This window comes from Streptomyces sp. NPDC092296, assembly GCF_044755465.1.
Lineage (GTDB): Bacteria > Actinomycetota > Actinomycetes > Streptomycetales > Streptomycetaceae > Peterkaempfera.
Genome location: NZ_JBIVRB010000010.1, coordinates 1 through 19,190, shown reverse-complemented (window position 1 = coordinate 19,190; position 19,190 = coordinate 1). Strand labels below are relative to the sequence as shown.

Below are 19,190 nucleotides of genomic sequence, written 5' to 3'. Positions count from 1 at the left end.
CTCCGGTCGGCCCCTCAGGCGGTGGCCAGCAGCTCGGACTGCCCGGCTGCGACCTCATCGAGGGCGTTCAGCAGCCGCCTGCCGAGTGCGTGACTGCGACAGCGGCGGACCAGCTCCTCGGCGTCCATCCGGCTGCCGGGCGACGGCGCCGAGGCGGACCCGGCGGCCGTCCGCAGCAGTCGTATCAGCATGTCACCGGGCTGGTCCGCCTGCCGCGACCCGGGGTCGGTGTGGCCGGCACGGGGCACCGGCACCGGCACCGGGTGGAGCGGGACGGCGGCGGCTCGGCTGCTCGGCCCGCGCGGCGGCTCCGACTCCCCGGCCAGGATCGCCTGGTAGGTGGAGCGCAGGGGTTCCCCGGGGTCCACACCGAGCTGCTCGGCCAGCACCCGGCGGCCCTGGTGGTAGGTCAAGAGGGCGTCGGCCTGCCGGCCGCAGCGGAACAGCGCCGTCATCAGCTGCGCACGCATCCGCTCGCGCATCGGGTGCTCGGCCACCAGCCGGGTCAGCTCGGGCAGCGTCTGCTCATGCTCACCGAGGGCCAGGTCGCTCTGAATCCGGTTCTCCAGCGCGAGCAGCCGGGCCTCCTCCAGCCGGGGCGCCTCCACCTCGCGCAGGAACTCCGTCGTGTTGGCCAGGGCCGGCCCGCGCCACAGGTCGAGGGCCTCGCGCAGCCGCGCCGAGGCGTACTCGAACCGGCCCTCCCGCAGCGCCTCGTGGCCTTGGCGCGCCAGCGTGTCGAAGGTGACGGCGTCAAGGGCGAGTCCGGCTGTCTGGAGCCGGTAGCCGGCTTGGCTGCGGAGGATGAGCGTCTCCGGCCCGAGTTGCTTCCGCAGCTGCGAGACATAGGAGTAGATCTGGGCCCTGGCGGTGCCGGGCGGATTCCCGCCCCAGAGCAGTGCGCCCATGCTGCCGTCCGTGACCGTCCGGCGGTTCGCCAGGAGCAGCACCGCCAGGACGGTGTTCGTCTTCTCCCCGGGGAAGGAGACCACGGTCGATTCGCGCCTGACCTCCAACGGCCCCAGTACGCGGAATTCCACCCGGTCCCCCGATCCGTCGCCGAGTACCTGAACGCTTACGTGAGCATGGAGGGGTTCAGCATGCGGCAGGGAGTTATCGGGGCGTTATCGAAGCAGCGCCGACCGCGCTGACGCCACTTCGGCCAGGCGGCGACGCGGCGGGCGGTGCGGGTGCTGGCTAACGGACCGTACGGCGCTCCAGCTCCTCCCGGTCCACGGGTCGGCCCGGTCCCCTGCCCAGAAGGTAGTCCATCAGCGCGTCCACCCGCCGTAGCCAGGCGTCCGCGTGGAGTGCCCGGAAGGTGCCGCGAGCGGAGTGGAGCCGGTGCAGGGCCCCGTCGTCGCCCGCCAGGGCGGCCACGCATCCCAGGTGGGCTTCGATCCGAGCCTGGAGCAGACGGTCTCCGGTCCGCTGCGCGATGGCGAGCGCCTGTTCCAACCGGCGCCGGGAGTCCGGCAGGCGACCGCGCCGCCAGTCGATCTGACCGAGCCCGTACAGCGCATGGGCCAGGCCCCCGGGATCGCGGTAGGCCTCGGTCAGGGCCTGCACCTCCCGCAGCGCGGTGGCGGCCTGTTCCAGGTCGCCCTGGCGCAGCAGGGCCGCCGCCAGCCGGTAGGTGCTCTGCGCCTCGCAGCGCACCGTGCCCGCCTTGCGGCTCAGGCCGATCGCCGAGTGGCTGAGCTCGACGCTCTGCTCGACATCGCCGCAGTCCAGTTCGATCCGGGCGAGGCAGGCCAGCGAGGCCGCCTCACCCGCGAGGTCACCGATCTCCCGGAAGCCCTCGACCGACGCCCGGCAGTGCTCGCGCGCGGCCGCGAGGTCGCCACGGAGACGCGCGCAGCCGGCCAGCAACCGCTGGGCCGTCGAGCGCCCGCCGACCTCCGCGCACTCCTCCAGCCGGCGGACGGCCGCCGGCAGCCTGACCTCCGCCTCGGTGTAGTCGTTGCGGTGGACGGCCAGGGCACCCAAGGAGCTCAGCATCATCCCCTCGCCCAGGCCGTCACCGGCCAGGCGCACTGCCGCCAGGGACAGCCCGGCGCACTTGGCCCAGACGTCCAGCTGGCCGCGCGCCTCCCACAGCGGGCTGCACAGGCGGGTGAGCTGCCAGGCGTGCGTGGCGCGGCCGGTGCCGGCGGCCTGGCGGACGGTGTCGGTCGCAGCGGTGCGCTCCGACTCCAGCCACTCCAGCGGGTCGTGGAGCATCCGGTCCTGCATCGACCGGGGCAGCCGCAGCCGGTACCGGGCGTGGACCGGCGTGGAGTCCCGTCCGTTGAAGTACCGGTAGGCGTGGCCGGCGAGTCCGAGCCAGGCGTCGAAGACCCGGTCGAGCGCCGCCTCGCGCTGCTCCTCGCTCTCGTCCGCCCCGGCCCGCTCGCGGGCGAACAGGCGCAGCAGGTCCTGGAAGCGGTAGCGGGGTCCGTGCGCCGGCCCGGTGGCGGAGTCGACCTCCAGCAGGTCCGCCTCCACCAGCTGGTCGATGAGGAGTTCGGCCTCCGCCGGGTCGGTGTCGAGCAGGGCGGCCCCCACCCAGGGGGAGAAGTGCGGCACGGCGAGCAGGCCGAGTCGGCGGTACATCTGCTGCGCCCGGGGTGACAGGCCACGGTAGGTCAGCCGGAAGCCGGCCCGGACCCCGCCGGTCTGCGGGCTGAGCTCGTCCAGTCGGGTGCGCTGGTCCTCCAGCCGGCTCACCATGCCCTGCACCGACCAGTGGGCCCGGTTGGCGAGCCGGGCACCGGCGATGCGAAGGGCCAGCGGGAGCCGGTCGCAGAGCGTGCCCAGCCGGGCTGCGGCAGCCGGTTCCGCGTCGATCCGGTCCGCGCCGACGACCTTCGCCAGCAGGGCCGACGCCTCCTCGGGGCTCATCGCCTTCAGCCTGATCGGCACCACCCGGTAGTCGCCGATCAGGTCGTCCGCCAGGTCCCGTCCGGTGATCACCACACAGGAGCCGCCCGCACCCGGCAGCAGCGGCCGGACCTGGTCGGCGGAGCTCGCGTTGTCCAGCACGATGAGCATCCGGCGGGCGCTGAGCACGCTGCGGAAGAGGGCCGCCCGGTCGCTCGGCTCCGCCGGTATCGAGGGGCCGGGTACGCCGAGGGCGCGTAGGAAGCGGTCGAGTACGGACGCCGGGGACAGCGGTTCATGCCGTTCGTCGAACCCACAGAGGTCGACGAAGAGTTGGCCGTCGGGAAACCGCTCGGCCACGTGGTGCGCCCAGTGCACGGCGAGGGTCGACTTGCCGACGCCGGAGACGCCGCTGATCGCCGCGATGGTCAACGGCGGCCGGGCGGGCCGCTGGTGCAGCAGCAGGTCCAGCGCGGCCAGTTCCTGCCGTCGGCCGGTGAACGCCGCCACCGGGGCGGGTAACTGGGCGGGCACGGACGTGGCGGCGGGAGCGCCGGCGGCGGTCGTGGCCGGGGCCGCAGCGGTGCTGGGGGCGGTGGGCGCGACGGCGAGTTCCGGCGCATCCCGCAGCACCAGGTCATGCAGCTGCCGGAGCGGCGGACCCGGCTCGATCCCGAGTTCCTCGACCAGAATCCGGCGCCCCTCCCGGTACACCGCCAGCGCCTCGGCCCGCCGTCCCAGCCGGTACTGAGCGAGCATCAGGTGGGCGCGGGCCTGCTCGCGCAGCGGGTTGTCGCGCAGGACGCCGGTGAGTTCGCCCACCACACGCTGGTTGTCGCCCACCAGCAGCAGCAGCGCGGCGTGTTCTTCCACCGCGTTCATCCGGAGTTCCTGGAGCCGGGTCGCCTCCTGCTCGAAGAGGGGACCGGTCAGCCCGTCCAACACGGAGCCGCGCCAGAGCCGCAGGCCCTCCCGGAACCGCAGGCACGCCTCGGCGGCCTGGCCGCCGCGCAGCGCAGCGCGGGCCTGCTGCACCTGCTTCTCGAACTCCACCGCGTCGATGCGGTGTTCCCGGGAACGGAGCACATACCCCGGGCGGACGGTGGCGATCAGGTCGTCGAGCCCGGTGCCGCTCTTGAAGATCCGGCGGAGGCCGGCGACGCAGATGGAGATCTGGGTGCGCGCCGTGCTGGGCCCGCCCTCGGGCCATACCGCCTCGATCAGGGTGTCCACCGGGACCACGCGGCCCGGTGCGAGCAGCAGGGCGCCCAGGACGGCCCGCTGCCGGGTGCCGCCGAGGGCCAGGGAGACGTCGCCCGCCTGGACGTCCAGCGGCCCTAACAGGTTGAAGCGCACCGGACGTACGAGCGCGGTCTCCTCTGCGGCCATGACTCTCCTCTGCCGATGCCCCGCCTGGATGCCCCCGTCCATCCTTGACCGAATCCGGCTCGTTCACTAGCGGGCGGTAGCAGTGACCTGTGGCTACTTGAGAGTCGCCGCTGAAGTGCGGCCCGGCACCGGGATGTCGGCGGGCCGCCCGCGCCAGGTGATGCCGGTGTCGACGCGAGGCCCCGCCGTGCCTAGGGCAGCCGCCAGTCCACCGGCTCCGCGCCCTGCTGCACCAGCAGCTCATTGGCCCGGCTGAACGGCCGCGACCCGAAGAACCCCCGGTCGGCGGACATCGGGCTGGGGTGCGCGGACTCGATGGCGGGCAGTTGGCCCAGCAGCGGCCGCAGATTGCGTGCGTCACGCCCCCACAGGATCGCCACCAGCGGCTTGCCGCGCGCCGCCAGTGCCCGGATCGCCTGGTCGGTGACCTCTTCCCAGCCCTTGCCCCGGTGCGCGGCGGGCTTGCGCGGGGCGGTGGTCAGCGCCCGGTTGAGCAGCAGGACGCCCTGCCTGGTCCAGGGCGTCAGATCGCCGTTGGACGGCGGTGGGAAGCCCAGGTCGCGCCCGTACTCCTGGAAGATGTTCAGCAGGCTGCCGGGCAGCGGCCGGACCTCGGGCGCCACCGAGAAGCTCAGGCCGACCGCGTGGCCGGGGGTGGGATAGGGGTCCTGACCGACGATCAGCACCCGTACGTCGTCGAAGGGCTGGGTGAAGGCGCGCAGCACGGCACCCCCGGCCGGCAGGTAGGTGCGCCCGGCGGCGACCTCCGCCCGCAGGAAGTCCCCCATGGCGGCGACCCGCCCTGCCACCGGGTCCAGGGCCTTCGCCCAGCCGGCCTCGACGATCTCGTTCAGCGGACGTGGAGCCATGGCCCTCACCCTAACGGCGCACGGCACGGCCCGTCACCGCGCTCCCGTCCCGGCAGCTCATACCGGTCACGCACCCCTTGCCGATCACGCACCCCGTACCGGTCACGCACCCCTTGCCGATCACGCACCCCTTGCCGATCACACCATCCGGCCGCGCAACACCACCGCCTGCGGGTCCGCCAGCACCCGGACGTCGGCGCGCGGGTCCTCCGCGTACACCACCAGGTCCGCCGAGGCCCCCTCCACCAGCCCGTCGCGGCCCAGCCACTCCCGGGCACCCCAGCTGGCGGCGGAGAGCGCCGCCGCCGGGGGCAGCCCCGCCCGGACCAGCTCCGCGACCTCCTGGGCCACCAGCCCGTGCGGCAGCGAGCCGCCCGCGTCGGTGCCCACGAAGACCGGCACCCCGGCCTCGTACGCCGCCCCCACCGTGGCGTACCGGCGCTCGTGCAGCCGCCGCAGGTGCGCGGCCCAGCGGGGGAACTTGGCCTCGCCGCCGTCCGCCAGCCCGGGGAAGGTCGCGATGTTCACCAGCGTCGGCACGATCGCCACCGACCGCTCCGCGAAGACCGGCAGCAGCTCCTCGGTGAGCCCGGTGGCGTGCTCGACGCAGTCGATCCCGGCGGCCACCAGGTCCGGCAGCGACTCGGCCGAGAAGCAGTGCGCGGTGACCCGGGCGCCCTCGGCGTGCGCCGCCGCGATGGCCGCCGCCAGCGCCTCGCGCGGCCAGCAGGGCGCCAGGTCGCCGCGCTCCCGGTCGATCCAGTCGCCGACCAGCTTCACCCAGCCGTCGCCGCGCCGGGCTTCGCGGGCGGCGTACTCGGGCAGCCGGTCCGGCTCGATCTCATGGGCGTAGTTGCGGATGTAGCGGCGGGTGCGGGCGATGTGCCGCCCGGCGCGGATGATCCTCGGCAGGTCCGCGCGGTCGTCCACCCAGCGGGTGTCGGCGGGCGACCCGGCGTCGCGGAGCAGCAGCGCCCCGGCGTCGCGGTCGGTCAGCGCCTGCCGCTCGCTGGTGGCGTCGTCCACCGCGCCGTGCGCGTCCAGGCCGACGTGGCAGTGGGCGTCCACCAGGCCGGGCAGCGCCCAGCCGCGCACCGTCGTCACGTCCCGGGCGAGGGCGGGGCGGTCGAAGCTGACCCGGCCGTCCACCACCCACAGCTCGTCGCGGACGTCCTCCGGCCCGACCAGGACCCGTCCCGTGATGTGCAGCACCGCGCGATCTCCCATGCCCCGCACCCTACGACCACCCCGCACCCCGCGACCCGGGCCGCCGGGCGGGTCAGCCGCGCAGCGCGGCGAGGTCGACGGCGGCGGCCAGTGCGGTGTAGCCCGCCGCGCCGGGGTGCAGGTGGTCGCCCCGGTCGTAGGACGGGCGGTAGCGGGCCGGGTGGGCCGGGTCGCGGATCGCCCGGTCGAAGTCGGCCACGCTGTCGAACTCGCCGCCGGTGCGAATCCACTTGTTCACCTGCTGCCGGACGTGCTCACCGGCGGCGCTGTAGCGGGAGTCGCCCTGGAAGGGGGTGACGGTGCCGCCGTGCACCGCCGCGCCGACCGCGCGGGCCTGCCGGATCAGCGTGCGGTAGCCGGCGATCAGCGCGGCGGCGGTGAGCGGGCCGCCGGCGCCGTCCTTGCCCTGGCGGATGTCGTTGATCCCCTCCAGCACGATCACATCCGTCAGGCCGGTCTGCTCCAGGGCGTCCTGGCGGAAGCGGTTCAGCCCGGAGCGGCCGGCCGTGGTGCCGGAGTTGTCGGTCAGCAGCATGTTGGCGGCGATGCCGAGGTCCACCACGCCGAGCGGGCGGTCCGGCCGGGCCTTGGCGATCCGGGTGGCCAGCGCGTCGGACCAGCGGCCGCCGACCTGGGTGAGGCTGGGGGCGGCGCCGTCGGTGATGGAGTCCCCGAAGCAGACCACGGTGCCGGTCGCCACCGGCGAGACCAGGTCGAGGCCGCTGAGGTAGAACCAGCCGGTCTGCGCGTCGGTGAACCGCCGACCGCTGCCGTCCTCGGTCCGGTCGCCCGGCGCGATGTGGGTGGCGTCCTGCGAGCGGGGATGCCAGGTGGCCGGCCCGGTGGGGCCCGGCAGGTACAGGCTGACCAGCAGCGCGTCCCGGGCGGCGATCGGCCGGCGGATCGCGATCGGGTCGCTCAGCAGCTCGCCGCCGCGCGGCACCACCGCCCGGTGCGAGCCGCCGAAGAACACCCGGCTCAGGCTGCCGGAGACCGCCGAGGAGTCCTTGGCGCGCACCCCGATGGTGGCCGACTCGACCAGCAGCGGGCCGGTGCCGCTCAGGTTGGAGAGCCGGATGCGCGGCGCGGTGCCGCCGACCGAGGTCCGTACGACCATCCGTACGGTGCACTCGGTGAAGCCCAGCGCGGGCCGGCCGCTGTCGCCCGCGACGGGGGCCGCCGCCCAGGCCCCGACCCGGGTCGGCCCGGTCACCAGGCCCTGCATGGTGCTGCGCAGGCCGATCGGCGGGGGTGCGGCCGGGCCGGTGCCGCTCGCGGCCGGTGCGGCGCCGGCCACCGGGTGGCGGGCCCGGTCGGCGGCACGGCTGCCGAGCACGGTGGTCATCCCCAGCGCGGTCGCGCCGCCGAACAGCTTCAGCGCATGACGCCGCGGCAGGGATGAGGGCATGCTGTCCACCTCTGGTCGGTCCGGGGCCGGGCCGCCGCAGCGCGACTCCCGCGCGGCGGCCGGCGATCAGGATACGGAGTGCGCCCGAGCGCCCCGCTCGGGCGCGGCGGGCCGGTCGGCCTCAGCCGCACGGGACGGCGGGCGCCCTGGGATCGGCGGGGGCGGTGGGTGTCGTGCCGACCGGTCGCGGCACACGGCGCACGGCTGCGGACATGCTTCCCCCCGGTACGGCCCGGACGACCGGCCCCCCGTGGGCGCGGGGCACCGTACGCGGCACCCCCGGCGGTCGTGGCCGGGGTACAGGATACGGACCGAGATCGAATGTCTGTACACCACCTCCCCCGGTGGTCACGTCGGCGGGCCGCCGGGACCGTCGGCGACCGGGCGTCCGGCAGACTGTTCGGCGGCGCCGCGCCGCCGAACCACCTGCACTCTCCGGAAGGCCCCTCACGTGACCGCGAACCAGCCCTCGGCCGACCCCCGTACCGCCCACCCGCTGCTCGACCTGCCGCCGCTCACCGCGCGGCGCTTCGCCGCGATCGAGGACCGGGTGGCCGCGCTGCTGCGCACCGAGCACTCGGTGATCATCACCCAGGGCGAGGCGCTGCTGCCGCTGGAGGCGGCCATCCGCGGCGCGGTACGGCCCGGCAGTTGCGCGCTCAACGTGGTCACCGGCCCGTACGGCGAGACCTTCGGCGGCTGGCTGCGCTCCTGCGGGGCCCGGGTGGTGGACCTGGTCGTCCCGTTCCACACGGCGGTCGGCGCCGAGCAGGTCGCGGAGGCGCTGGCGGCGCACCCGGAGGTCGAGTTCGTCAGCCTGGTGCACGCCGAGGCGGCCACCGGCAACACCAACCCGGTGGCGGAGATCGGCGCCGTGGTACGGGAGCACGGCGCGCTGCTGATGCTGGACGCGGTGGCGTCGGTCGCGGCGGAGCCGCTGCTCACCGACGCGTGGGGGGTCGACCTGTGCGTGGTCGGCGGGCAGAAGGCGATGGGCGGTCCGGCGGGCGTCTCGGCGGTCGCGGTCAGCGACCGGGCGTGGCAGCGGATCGCGGCCAACCCGCAGGCACCGCGCCGCTCGTACCTGTCGCTGCTGGACTGGAAGGAGCGCTGGACCGACGCCGGGCGCACCGTGCTGCCGCACGCCCCCGCGCAGTTGGAGATGCTCGCGCTGGAAGCCTGCCTGGACCGCATCGACGCCGACGGACTGGACGCCACCGCCGCCCGGCACCGCGCCGCCGCCGCGGCCACCCGGGCCGGGGTCCGCGCGCTGGGCACGCTCTCCTGCTACGTGGTGCGCGACCAGGACGCCGCGCCGGTGGCCACCACCGTGCGCACCCCGGACGGCGTGGACGCCCGCGAGGTGGCCGCCGCCGCGCTGCTGGCCGACCCGGCGGTGCCGCTCCAGGCGGCGGGCGGCGCGCTGGCCGACCGGATGCTCCGGGTCAACCACTACGGCCCGGCCGCCGACCGGGACACGGTGCCGGCCGCCCTGGCCGCGCTGGCCGCCGCGCTGCACTCGCTCGGGCTGCCCGCCGACGCCCCTGCCGCCGCCGCTGCGGCCGACGCCGCCTGGCGGGCGGCCTGACCCTCCGGCCGACCGGGCCGGCGGTCGGTACGGGCGGCGGCTGGTCCAGGCGAAGCGGGGGCCGGCCAGGGCGGCGGCGGTCCCGGCCCCGGCCCTGGTCCACGGCATCGGCCCCGGTTCATGGCATCGGCCGGGCCGGCCGCACACGAGGGCCCGGCCGGGCCGACCCTCAGCCGGTGCCGAACAGCGGCGCCAGCGCCGTCCGGCGGCCCCGCTCGACCAGCGGGGCCGCCCGGCGGGCGGCCAGCGTGAGCGGCAGGGCCACCAGTACGCCGAGCAGGGCGCCGGCCAGCACGTCATGGGGGTAGTGGACGCCGATCCAGACCCGGGAGGCGGCCATGGCCAGCGCCGCGACCAGCGCGACCCGGCCGAGGGTGCGGTGCACCAGCAGCAGGGCCGTCGCGGCGGCGAAGGCGATGACGCTGTGGTTGCTGGGGAAGGACCAGTCCCCGGCGCCGGGGCAGGTCTCCAGCGTGAAGGCGCCGGAGAGCGACCGGCACGGCCGGACCTCCTCAACCAGCCGCTTGACGACCGAGTTCACCCCGTACGCCAGGACGACGACCAGCGGCACGGCGAGCGCCCGCGCGGCCAGGGCCGCCCCCTGCCGCCGGGACAGCCACCAGGCGGCGAGCATCAGCACGGCGAACACCACCAGGCCGTAGTTCGACCAGGCCAGGATCGTCTGGTCCAGCCAGTGCGGGGCGCGGTGCGCGGCGTCGGTGACATCGGTGTAGAGGCCGCCGTCGATACCGCTGCCGTCGAAGGCGGCGAACCGCTGCGGGGAGGCGTCGAGGAGGGCGGCCGCCGGAGCGGCGAGGGGCGCGGACAAGGCGGGCGGACTCCCACTGCTGGTGCTGGTCACGGAGGTACGAGCCGAAGGGCGGCGGTGGCCACCCGACCGGCCCTACGGTACTGCCGTCCGGGCACTGCGCGACGCCGCCGCCGCGCGGACTCGGGCCTGGCAGCATGGCCCGGAGTTCCGCACGGTCCGCGAGGAGAGGCAGCGCCCACCCATGCCAGAGCGCCAGATCACCGTGGTCGGCGAGTGCGTCGCCGACGCCTTCACCATGCCGGGCGGCGCGGCCCCCGGCGAACTGGCGCTGCGGGTGCTGCCGGGCGGCGGCCCGGCCAACACCGCGGCGGCGCTGGGGCGGCTGGGGACGCCGGTGCGGTTCCTGGCCCGGCTGTCCGGCGACGCGTTCGGCCGGCTGTTCCGCGCGCACCTGGCGGCGTCCGGGGTCGACCTGTCCGGCTGCCCGGACGCGGCCGAGCCCAGCACCCTGGCGGTGGCCGACCTGGACGCCGCCGGGCGCGCCGACTGGTCCTTCCACGCCGAGGGGACCGCCGACTGGCAGTGGACGGACCAGGAGCTGGCCGCCGTCCCGCTCGACGCCACCGACTGCGTACACACCGGTTCGCTCGCCCTGGTCCGGCCGCCGGGCGGCGCCCGCATCGAGGACCTGCTCGACCGGGTACGGGACCGGGCCACCGTCTCCATCGACCCCAATGTCCGCCCGCTGCTGGTCCCGCCCGCCGCCTACCGGGCCCGGCTGCCCCGCTGGTGCGCGCTGGCCGACATCCTGCGGCTGAGCGAGGACGATCTGTCGCTGCTGCTGCCCGGTACCTCCGCCGAACGGGCCTGCGACGACTGGCACCGGGCCGGAGTACGGCTGGTGGTGGTCACCCTGGGCGACCGGGGCGCCCTCGCCTCGCTGGACGGCCGCCGGGTGACGGTGCCCGCCGCGCCCGCCACCGTGGTGGACACCGTCGCGGCGGGCGACTCCTTCACCGCCGGCCTGCTGCACCTGCTGCGTACGCGCGGCCTGCTCGGCGGCCGGCTGGACGCGGTCACCCTCCAGGACGTGGCCGACGCCTGCCGGTTCGCCGCCCGGGTCGCCGCCCTGACCTGCTCCACCGCCGGCCCCAACCCGCCCTGGGCCCACCAGCTCCAGGCCGCCCCCGCCCCGGCCGCGGACTGACCCCGGCCCGCACGACCACTCCCCACCACCAACCCCGCCCCCCGCACCCACCGCCCCCTCCCCGGCGGACCCCACCACCTCACGACTCCCCCGGCACGCCCCACACCGTGCTCGCACAGCCGCACCCCGCCAACCCCACCCCACCCACCACTTCGCACAGCCACCCCCACCCCAACAGACCCCCCACCACCACACAGCTCCCCCCACACCCCCACCCCACCAACCCCACCCCACCCACCACTTCGCACAGCCACCCCCACCCCAACAGACCCCCCACCACCACACGACTCCCCCCACACCCCCAACCCCACCAACCCCACCCCACCCACCACTTCGCACCGCCACCCCCACCCCAACAGACCCCCCACCACCACACGACTCCCCCCACACCCCACCCACCACTTCGCACCGCCACCCCCACCCCAACAGACCCCCCACCACCACACAGCTCCCCCCACACCCCCAGCCCCACCAACCCCACCCCACCCACCACTTCGCACAGCCACATCTTGTTCGGAAGAAGTTGCGCAAGGTCGATGGCAGCAACCCCCCGAGCGCCTACGCTGGCACAGCCGCGGCCGACGCGGCGGGCGGCGGAGGCGGTCGGCCGGTCCCGCACGCCCATACGCGGCCACGCGGGTCCCGGGAGTCGACGAGGGAGGTCGGCATGCGGCAGACAGCACGGCTCGCACACCGGGCGGGGGACACGGCACACGGCACCGCCGAGCCGGACGCACGGACGGTCGCCGAAGCCCGGGAGCAGACCCTGTCCGGGGAGTCCCCGGGCGCCGCCCCGCGCGCGGTGATCGGGGAGTCCTGGGGCCGGATGCTCCGGCTCGGTCTGGACCCCGACGAGGGCCAGGACCCCCGGCCGCTGGACGCCGCCGAGGTGGAGCACCGCCGCCGCGACACCGGCCTGGCCGAGGTGATCGCCACCCTGCGCGGCACCCTCACCCAGCTGTCCGGCGACGACCGGCACGTCCTGGTGGTCACCGACGCCGAGGGCCGGGTGCTGTGGCGGGAGGGCAGCCCCCGGCTGCGCCGGGAGGCCGACCGGCTGGGCTTCGACCTGGGCGCCTGCTGGGCCGAGGACGTGGTCGGCACCAACGCCATCGGCACCGCGCTCGCCGCCCGGCGGCCGATCCAGGTGCACTCCGCCGAGCACTTCGTCCGCACCCACCACTCCTGGACCTGCGCCAGCGCCCCGCTGCACGACCCACGCAGCGGCCGGCTGATCGGCACCGTGGACCTCAGCGGCCCGGCCGCCTCCTTCCACCCGCACACCCTGGCGCTGGTCTCGGCCGCCGCCCGGCTGGCCGAGGCCGAACTGCGCGCGGCCCATCTGGAGGCGCTGCACCGGCTCCGTACGGTGGCCGCGCCCGTACTGGCCCGGCTGCCCGGACCGGCCCTGGTGGTGGACCGCAGCGGCTGGCCCGCCGCCGCCAGCGGCATCGCCCCGGCCGGCCGGCTGCTGCTACCGCGCAGCCCGGCCGGGCCCCGGGTGCCGCTGCCCACCCTCGGTGAGTGCGCCGTCGAGCCGCTGGCCGGGGGCTGGCTGGTCCGGCCGTGCGCGGCGGGCGGCGACGACGCCGATCCGGCCGGGCGGAGCACGGCGGTGCTGGACCTGACCCGGCCCGGCCACACCGAACTGGTGGTGGACGGCGCGGCCGGCACCTGGTCGCACGCGCTGAGCCCGCGCCACGCGGAGGTGCTGCTGCTGCTCGCGGTGCACCGGGAGGGCCGCAGCGCGGCGCAGCTGGCCGACGACCTGTTCGGTGACCCCGGGCGGCGGGTGACGGTGCGCGCCGAGCTGTCCCGGCTGCGCCGCCATGTCGGCGGTGTGTTGGAGCACCGGCCGTACCGGTTCGCGGAGGCGATCCGGGTGGAGTTACGGCCGCCCGGCGACCCGGCGCAGTTGCTGCCGTACTCCGAGGCGCCGGCCGTGCGGCGGCTGCGCGGCGGGCCGATCGTGGCGGCCCGGGGTGCTCAGCCGCCGGTCAGCCGGGCCAGCTCCTCGTCCGAGGGCAGGGCGCTGACCTCGCTGCCGGGCGGTACGACGGCGTAGCTGCGTTCCAACAGCTGCCGCAGGTCGGCGGTGACGGCCTCCAGTACGGCGGAGCCGTGCGGGGACTCCAGGGCGATGGTCACCACGGCGCCGTGCTCGGGGCAGTGCGAGGGCCAGAGCCTGATGTCGCCCTCGCCGGACGGCCCGCGCAGCCCGTCCGCCAGCAGCTCCCTGGCGAACACCCACTCGGCCTCGTCGTACTCGTCGGCGTGGAAGGCCAGCCGGACGGCGAAGGGCTCGGCGGCGTCGTAGCGGAACCGGGTGGGCACCTCGGCGACCCGGTCGCCGTCGAAGACCATGTGCAGGGTGAGCAGGCTCTCCACCTGCCCGGACAGTGGGTGGCGCACGGCTGGGGGCGTCGGCTCCGGGTCGGCGGGGGGCCGTTCGCGCGGGCGGTCCGCCAGGTCGGGCGGGAGCGCGGCGCCGTGGGGTGCTGCGGTGCCGGAAGGCAGCGGTTCGCGCGGCATGGGGAGTTCTCTCCGTGCGGGGAACTGCGGATGCTGCCCACTGTGATCCTCCTGCCACGCGGCGGCAACGGTTGCAGGGGGTTGCTTACCGGCGTGCGCCCCGCCGCGCGCCGGTAACGCGCCCCCCAGGCGCCCCGTCAGTTCCCTTGGCGGCCAAGGGGTCCACCGCTGCCAACTCGTTCTGCGACCGCCCGGTCACAGCATCGGTCGCCGCTGATACTCTCTTGCCCCTGCCGATGCAGGTGCGCGCACGTTCGGGCCCTGAGGGGGCGCGAAGTCGCGCCCGCTGCCATCGGAGGCACGGAGGGAGTTCGGTGGTTCCCCAGGAGGACACCGCCCAGGCGCGCTCGCGCTCCGGGGCAGCGCGGCACCGCGGCGGACGGCCCGGTCCCGAGCACACCGGAGGCTCACGCCCGGCCACGGCCGGAGCACCCGGCCGACACGGGCAGCGCCGACGGCGTACCGGGCCGCTGCGGCTGCCCCGCATCCGGTTCTCCGGTGCCGCGATGGCGATGTCGACGGTGGTCGGCATCAGTGTGGCCACCACCTGGATCGTCAGCGTGCAGGGCGGCATGCAACCGTCCCTGCGCGTCTCCGACCTGGGCTCCTCCTCCGCCCCGGACGCGAGCGGGCCCGACGGCGTCCCGGACGGCGAACCACCGACGGACGACACCGGTACGCCGCCGGCGCTGGCGGGGCGCGGCGGCACCCGGGAGTCCGCCGCCTCGCGGGGCCGGGGTTCCAGCGGCGGCCCGGTGGCGACCGCCTCGACCGCGAGCACACCCCGGTCCGATCGCACCGCGTCCCCGGCCGAGGGCGGCCGGGCGACCGGGACGGCGTCGCCGCAGTCGTCCGGTACGACCGCCCCGGCGACGCCCGGCAGCTCGTTAGGCGGTGCCCGGCCGTCCTCCGGCACCCCGGTGGCCGACTCCGACCAGGCGTTGCACGGCACGGCCACGGTGGACACCGCCGACCCCTACGCCTCGCGGAACTCGCTGCTGCTCACGGTGGACGAGTCGCTGACCGCCCTGGAGGTGGAGGTGCGGGTGGAGCGCTCGGCGGCGGCGACCGACAGCGGCGCCTGGTCGACCATGCCGGGGGTCACCGTCTCCGTCGAGCGGTCGGCCGCGGCGCTGGTGTACCGGTTCGCCCTCCAGTCCGGCGGCACGGTACCGCCCGGCCAGTACTCCTTCACCGTGCAGTACAGCCATCCGAACGGCGCCCACGACACCGCCCGGGACAGCTGGCTCGCCTCCGCCTTCGGTGTGGACCACCCCCGCGCCGTGGCCGTCCGGGGTGACTTCGGCTGATCAGGGGGCCGCATCGGGCCGAGCGGGCGCCCGCCGACGCGCGGGGGCGTGAGAACGCATCCCGCTTCTCCTTCGTTAGTGTGTCCGACGGGGGCGCGCAGCAGTCGTACCACGCCCCTACCGCCGGGCGCGGCGAAGCCGGACGCGACGAGGAGGACCACCTTGACCACGGCCCTGATCCAGGGCGGGAACGCCCCGCTGCCTGTCCCCCGGGTGACGGTGGAGGTGACGGCGCCGAAGCAGCTTGACGTCTCCGGGCTGCTGCTCACCGCGAACGGCAAGGTCCGCTCCGACGCGGACTTCGTCTTCTTCAACGCACCGCAGGGCCCCGGGGTGGCCCACCGCCCGGCGGCCGGCGGCGCCGCCGACGCGATCACGGTGGACACCGGCGCGGTCCCGGCGGAGATCGACAAGGTGGTGGTCACCGCCAGTCTGGACGACGCGGCCGCGACCTTCGCCGGTACCGAGCCCACCGCGACCGTACGCGACGCCGACACCGGTGAGGCGCTGATCACCTTCACCCCGCCCCGGCTGACGCTGGAGACGGCCCTGGTCGTGGTGGAGGTCTACCGGCGGGCCGGGGCGTGGAAGGTCCGCGCGGTCGGCCAGGGCTACGCCAACGGCCTGGCGGGCATCGCCACCGACTTCGGCGTCTCGGTGGACGACCCCGGCCCGGCCGCCCCACCGACCCCGGTTGCCCCGCCGACCCCGGTTGCCCCGCCGGCGCCGCCCACCGGGCAGCCGGTCCAGGGCATCCCCGCCCCCGTCCACAGCGACGACGACTGGACGCTCACCCCGCCGCAGCCCCCCACCGCGCCCTCGGCACCCCCGGCACCGCCCGCGCCCCCGGCCGGACCGCCCAAGGTCACCCTGGACAAGGGCCGGGTGAACCTGGTCAAGGGCGGCTCGGTCTCGCTGGAGAAGAACGGCAGGCCGTTCCTCTCCTCCGTCCGGATGGGCCTGGGCTGGGAGCCCGCGCAGCGCGGCCGCAACATCGACCTGGACGCCTCCTGCATCGCCTTCGACGCCCGGCGCAAGAAGATCGAGACGGTCTGGTTCATGAAGCTGGCCGTCTTCAACGGCGCCATCCAGCACTCCGGTGACAACCTCACCGGCCAGGGCGGCGGCGACGACGAGCAGATCACCGTCCACCTGGACGGCCTGCCGCCGGAGGTCACCGGCCTGGTCTTCACCGTCAACTCCTTCTCCGGCCAGAAGTTCACCGAGGTCACCGGCGCCTACTGCCGCCTGCTGGACGCCGCCACCGGCGACGAACTGGTCCGCTTCGACCTCACCGGCGCCGAACCCCGCACCGGCGTCCTGATGTGCAAGCTGGTCCGGCAGTTCTCCGGCGAGTGGGTGATGACCGCCCTCGGCGAGTACGCGGACGCCAAGACGGTCCGCAAGATGGTCGACCCCGCCGCCGCCCTGCTCTGAGCCGCGCGCCCACCGCCCCGGCGTGCCACGATCGAGTGATGCCGCCCCGGTTTCACCCGGGGCGGCCCCGACGGTCTCCTATCGTGACCTTGACGTGAGGAAGGGGTGCGCCGTGAGCGCCATGGCACAAGAGCCACAGCCCTCGGAAGACAGCCTCCTGGAGAGCTTCCTGGGCCTGCAGACCCCCGAAGGCACCCGCGCCGAGCTGCTTGAGGGGGAGATCGTCGTGACACCGCCGCCGGACGGCAACCACGAGGACTACATCAGCCGTGTGATCAAGCAGGTGATCCGCAGGTCCGCGACCGATATGGACGTCTCCGGCAACAAGGGCCTGCGGCTCGCCAGGGGCGGGCGCTGCCCCAAGAACCACGCCATCCCGGACGCCACCTTCGCGCCGTCCACCCTGCGGCTTTTCCGAGATGCCGAACCGTGGATGCCCCCCGAGGGCGTCGCCCTGGTCGTGGAGGTCACCTCCACCCGGCCCGACCGGGACCGCGAGGCCAAGCGCCACTGCTACGCCCGGGGCGGCATCCCGCTCTATCTGCTGATCGACCGCGACCGGGGCCGCACCTCCCTGTTCAGCAACCCCGACGGCGACGAGTACACGGATGTGCACCTGGCCCCGTTCGGCAAGGAGGTCGACCTCCCGGCGCCGTTCTCGTTCGCCCTGGAGACCGCCGACTTCTGACCCGGGGCCGGCCCCCGGGCCCGGTGGGTCAGCCCCGGGTGGCCATCGCGCGCAGGAAGAACCCCAGGTTGGCCGGGCGCTCCGCCAGCCGGCGCATGAAGTAGCCGTACCACTCCTGGCCGTAGGGGAGGTAGACCCGCATGGTGGCGCCGGACTCGGCCAGCCGCAGCTGCTCCTCGGGGCGGATGCCGTACAGCATCTGGTACTCGAAGGAGTCGGCCTTGCGGCCGTTCCACTCCGCCAGCTGCCCGGCGATCCGCACCATGCGCGGGTCGTGCGAGGCGATCATCGGGTAGCCCTCGCCCGCCATCAGCACCTTGAGGCAGCGGACGTAGGCGCGGTCCACCTCGTCCTTCTTCTGGAAGGCGACCGACGCGGGCTCCTGGTAGGCGCCCTTGCACAGCCGCACCCGGGAGCCCGGCCCGGAGAAGTCGCGGCAGTCGGCCTCGGTGCGGCGCAGATACGCCTGGAGCACCACGCCCAGCCACGGGAAGTCCGCGCGCAGCTCGCGGGCGATGCCGAGGGTGGAGTCGGTGGTGGTGTGGTCCTCCATGTCCAGGGTGACCGTGGTGCCGGCGTCGGCGGCGGCCCGGCAGATCCGGCGGGCGTTCTCCAGCGCGACCCGCTCACCGTCCTGCGGCAGGAACTGCCCGACGGCGGAGAGCTTGACGGAGACCTCGGCGTGCTTGGCCAGGCCGGTCTCCTTCAGCGCGGTCAGCAGCTGCTCGTACGCGGCGGCGGTGGCGGCGGCCTGCGCGGCGTCGCGGGTGTCCTCGCCCAGGTGGTCGAGGGTGACGCGGCGGCCGGTGGCGGCCAGCTCGTCGCTGGCGGCCAGCGCGGCGTCCAGGGGCTCACCGGCGACGAAGCGGTCCACGATGGCGCGGGTCGGCGGCAGCTTCTCCACGACGGTGCGGACCTGCGGGGAGCGGGACGCGGCGAGAAGCGCGGAACGGAGCACGGCAACTCCAGGGGATCACGGGCCGCGCCGGGGAGGTCGGGGGCGGCGGAAAGCGGTGGTGGAAGGTAGGGCGGGCGCGCCGTCGGGGGGGATCGGCGCGCCCGCCGGGCATGCCCGCGCGGGCCGGCCGGGGGGAGGCCGGCGGCGCCTGGCACGCCGGGTGCCGCGCAGGGGGTGGCGCGGCACGCTCTGGGGGTCGGACCGCTGACAGGTCCGGCCGTAGGGGCGTCTGCCCGCCTCCACCCGGCCCTAACCCGGGCCCGGGTGGAGGATTGACGGGCGGTCAGTCCATGTGGGGGTAGCGGTAGTCGGTGTGGGGGGTGAAGGTTTCCTTGATGGCGCGGGTGGAGGTCCAGCGCAGGAGGTTCTGGGCGGAGCCGGCCTTGTCGTTGGTGCCGGAGGCGCGGCCGCCGCCGAAGGGCTGCTGGCCGACGACGGCGCCGGTGGGCTTGTCGTTGATGTAGAAGTTGCCGGCGGCGAACCGCAGTGTGTCCATGGCGTGGGCGATGGCGGTGCGGTCCTGGGCGATCACGGCGCCGGTCAGGGCGTAGGGGGAGGCCGACTCCAGCTGGGTGAGGACCTGCTCGTAGCGGGCGTCGTCGTAGACGTGGACGGCCAGGATGGGGCCGAAGTACTCGTCGCGGAAGTACTCGCTGCCGGGGTCGGAGCAGAGCAGCACGGTGGGGCGGACGAAGTAGCCGGTGCTGTCGTCGCAGGTGCCGCCGGCGATGACCTGGACGGTCGGGTCGGCGTGGGCGCGGTCGATGGCGGCCTTGCACGTGGCGAAGGCGCGGGCGTCGATGACGGCGCCCATGAAGTTCGCCAGGTCGGTGACGTCGCCCATGGTGAGCCGCTCGACCTCCTCGCGGAAGCCGTCCGCGATCCGCTCCCAGAGGGAGGCGGGGACGTAGGCGCGGGACGCGGCGGAGCACTTCTGGCCCTG

General features: G+C 75.4%; 15 protein-coding genes. 6 read left to right on the top strand and 9 right to left on the bottom strand.

Annotated features, from left to right (window positions below; genetic code table 11):
- Positions 1–14: 14 nt before the first annotated feature.
- The 5 genes from ACIQGZ_RS20835 to ACIQGZ_RS20815 form a co-directional block, all read right to left on the bottom strand.
- Complete coding sequence (locus ACIQGZ_RS20835) at positions 15–1,040, bottom strand: BTAD domain-containing putative transcriptional regulator (RefSeq protein WP_402603694.1); 1,026 nt, start codon at positions 1,038–1,040, stop codon at positions 15–17.
- A 157-nt stretch (positions 1,041–1,197) separates the two neighbouring features.
- A complete protein-coding gene (locus ACIQGZ_RS20830; RefSeq protein ID WP_402603691.1) occupies positions 1,198–4,251 on the bottom strand; it encodes a BTAD domain-containing putative transcriptional regulator in 3,054 nt (1,017 codons plus the stop codon).
- A gap of 191 nt (positions 4,252–4,442) precedes the next feature.
- A complete protein-coding gene (locus tag ACIQGZ_RS20825; protein WP_402603689.1) occupies positions 4,443–5,120 on the bottom strand; it encodes a uracil-DNA glycosylase in 678 nt (225 codons plus the stop codon).
- 138 nt (positions 5,121–5,258) lie between these two features.
- Positions 5,259–6,347, bottom strand: a complete 1,089-nt coding sequence (locus ACIQGZ_RS20820) for an amidohydrolase family protein (RefSeq protein ID WP_402603686.1) — start codon at positions 6,345–6,347, stop codon at positions 5,259–5,261.
- Between the two features lie 52 nt (positions 6,348–6,399).
- Positions 6,400–7,755: a GDSL-type esterase/lipase family protein gene (locus ACIQGZ_RS20815; protein WP_402603683.1), complete on the bottom strand. Its 1,356-nt coding sequence runs from the start codon at positions 7,753–7,755 to the stop codon at positions 6,400–6,402.
- A 451-nt stretch (positions 7,756–8,206) separates the two neighbouring features.
- On the opposite strand from ACIQGZ_RS20815, the gene ACIQGZ_RS20810 reads away from it, so the two are divergent.
- Positions 8,207–9,343: a pyridoxal-phosphate-dependent aminotransferase family protein gene (locus tag ACIQGZ_RS20810; RefSeq protein ID WP_402603681.1), complete on the top strand. Its 1,137-nt coding sequence runs from the start codon at positions 8,207–8,209 to the stop codon at positions 9,341–9,343.
- A 169-nt stretch (positions 9,344–9,512) separates the two neighbouring features.
- Here ACIQGZ_RS20810 and ACIQGZ_RS20805 read toward each other — a convergent pair whose 3' ends face one another.
- Positions 9,513–10,091 carry a phosphatase PAP2 family protein gene (locus ACIQGZ_RS20805; RefSeq protein ID WP_402604031.1) on the bottom strand — a complete coding sequence of 193 codons (579 nt, stop codon included), beginning with the start codon at positions 10,089–10,091 and terminating at the stop codon, positions 9,513–9,515.
- 265 nt (positions 10,092–10,356) lie between these two features.
- Between ACIQGZ_RS20805 and ACIQGZ_RS20800 the strand changes: the two genes are divergently transcribed.
- On the top strand, positions 10,357–11,322 hold the full coding sequence (locus ACIQGZ_RS20800) for a carbohydrate kinase (RefSeq protein ID WP_402603678.1): 966 nt from the start codon (positions 10,357–10,359) through the stop codon (positions 11,320–11,322).
- A gap of 667 nt (positions 11,323–11,989) precedes the next feature.
- Positions 11,990–13,387, top strand: coding sequence for a GAF domain-containing protein (locus ACIQGZ_RS20795; RefSeq protein WP_402603676.1), 1,398 nt, complete (start codon positions 11,990–11,992; stop codon positions 13,385–13,387).
- Here ACIQGZ_RS20795 and ACIQGZ_RS20790 read toward each other — a convergent pair.
- Positions 13,309–13,854, bottom strand: coding sequence for an SsgA family sporulation/cell division regulator (locus ACIQGZ_RS20790; protein WP_402603673.1), 546 nt, complete (start codon positions 13,852–13,854; stop codon positions 13,309–13,311). The genes ACIQGZ_RS20795 and ACIQGZ_RS20790 overlap by 79 nt on opposite strands.
- Positions 13,855–14,360: 506 nt before the next feature.
- Here ACIQGZ_RS20790 and ACIQGZ_RS20785 point away from each other — a divergent pair.
- The 3 genes from ACIQGZ_RS20785 (at position 14,361) to ACIQGZ_RS20775 (ending at position 17,289) form a co-directional block, all read left to right on the top strand.
- Positions 14,361–15,164, top strand: coding sequence for a hypothetical protein (locus tag ACIQGZ_RS20785; RefSeq protein ID WP_402603670.1), 804 nt, complete (start codon positions 14,361–14,363; stop codon positions 15,162–15,164).
- A gap of 174 nt (positions 15,165–15,338) precedes the next feature.
- The gene (locus ACIQGZ_RS20780; protein WP_402604028.1) at positions 15,339–16,601 is read left to right on the top strand and encodes a TerD family protein; all 1,263 of its coding nucleotides are present in this window, start codon (positions 15,339–15,341) and stop codon (positions 16,599–16,601) included.
- Positions 16,602–16,722: 121 nt separating this feature from the next.
- The gene (locus ACIQGZ_RS20775; protein ID WP_402603667.1) at positions 16,723–17,289 is read left to right on the top strand and encodes a Uma2 family endonuclease; all 567 of its coding nucleotides are present in this window, start codon (positions 16,723–16,725) and stop codon (positions 17,287–17,289) included.
- Positions 17,290–17,317: 28 nt separating this feature from the next.
- On the opposite strand, the gene ACIQGZ_RS20770 is transcribed toward ACIQGZ_RS20775, so the two are convergent.
- Together ACIQGZ_RS20770 and ACIQGZ_RS20765 are read right to left on the bottom strand one after the other, a co-directional pair.
- Positions 17,318–18,247 carry a proline dehydrogenase family protein gene (locus ACIQGZ_RS20770; RefSeq protein ID WP_402603664.1) on the bottom strand — a complete coding sequence of 310 codons (930 nt, stop codon included), beginning with the start codon at positions 18,245–18,247 and terminating at the stop codon, positions 17,318–17,320.
- Positions 18,248–18,530: 283 nt separating this feature from the next.
- On the bottom strand, positions 18,531–19,190 hold a 660-nt coding region (locus ACIQGZ_RS20765; protein ID WP_402603662.1), incomplete at its 5' end, for an aldehyde dehydrogenase family protein.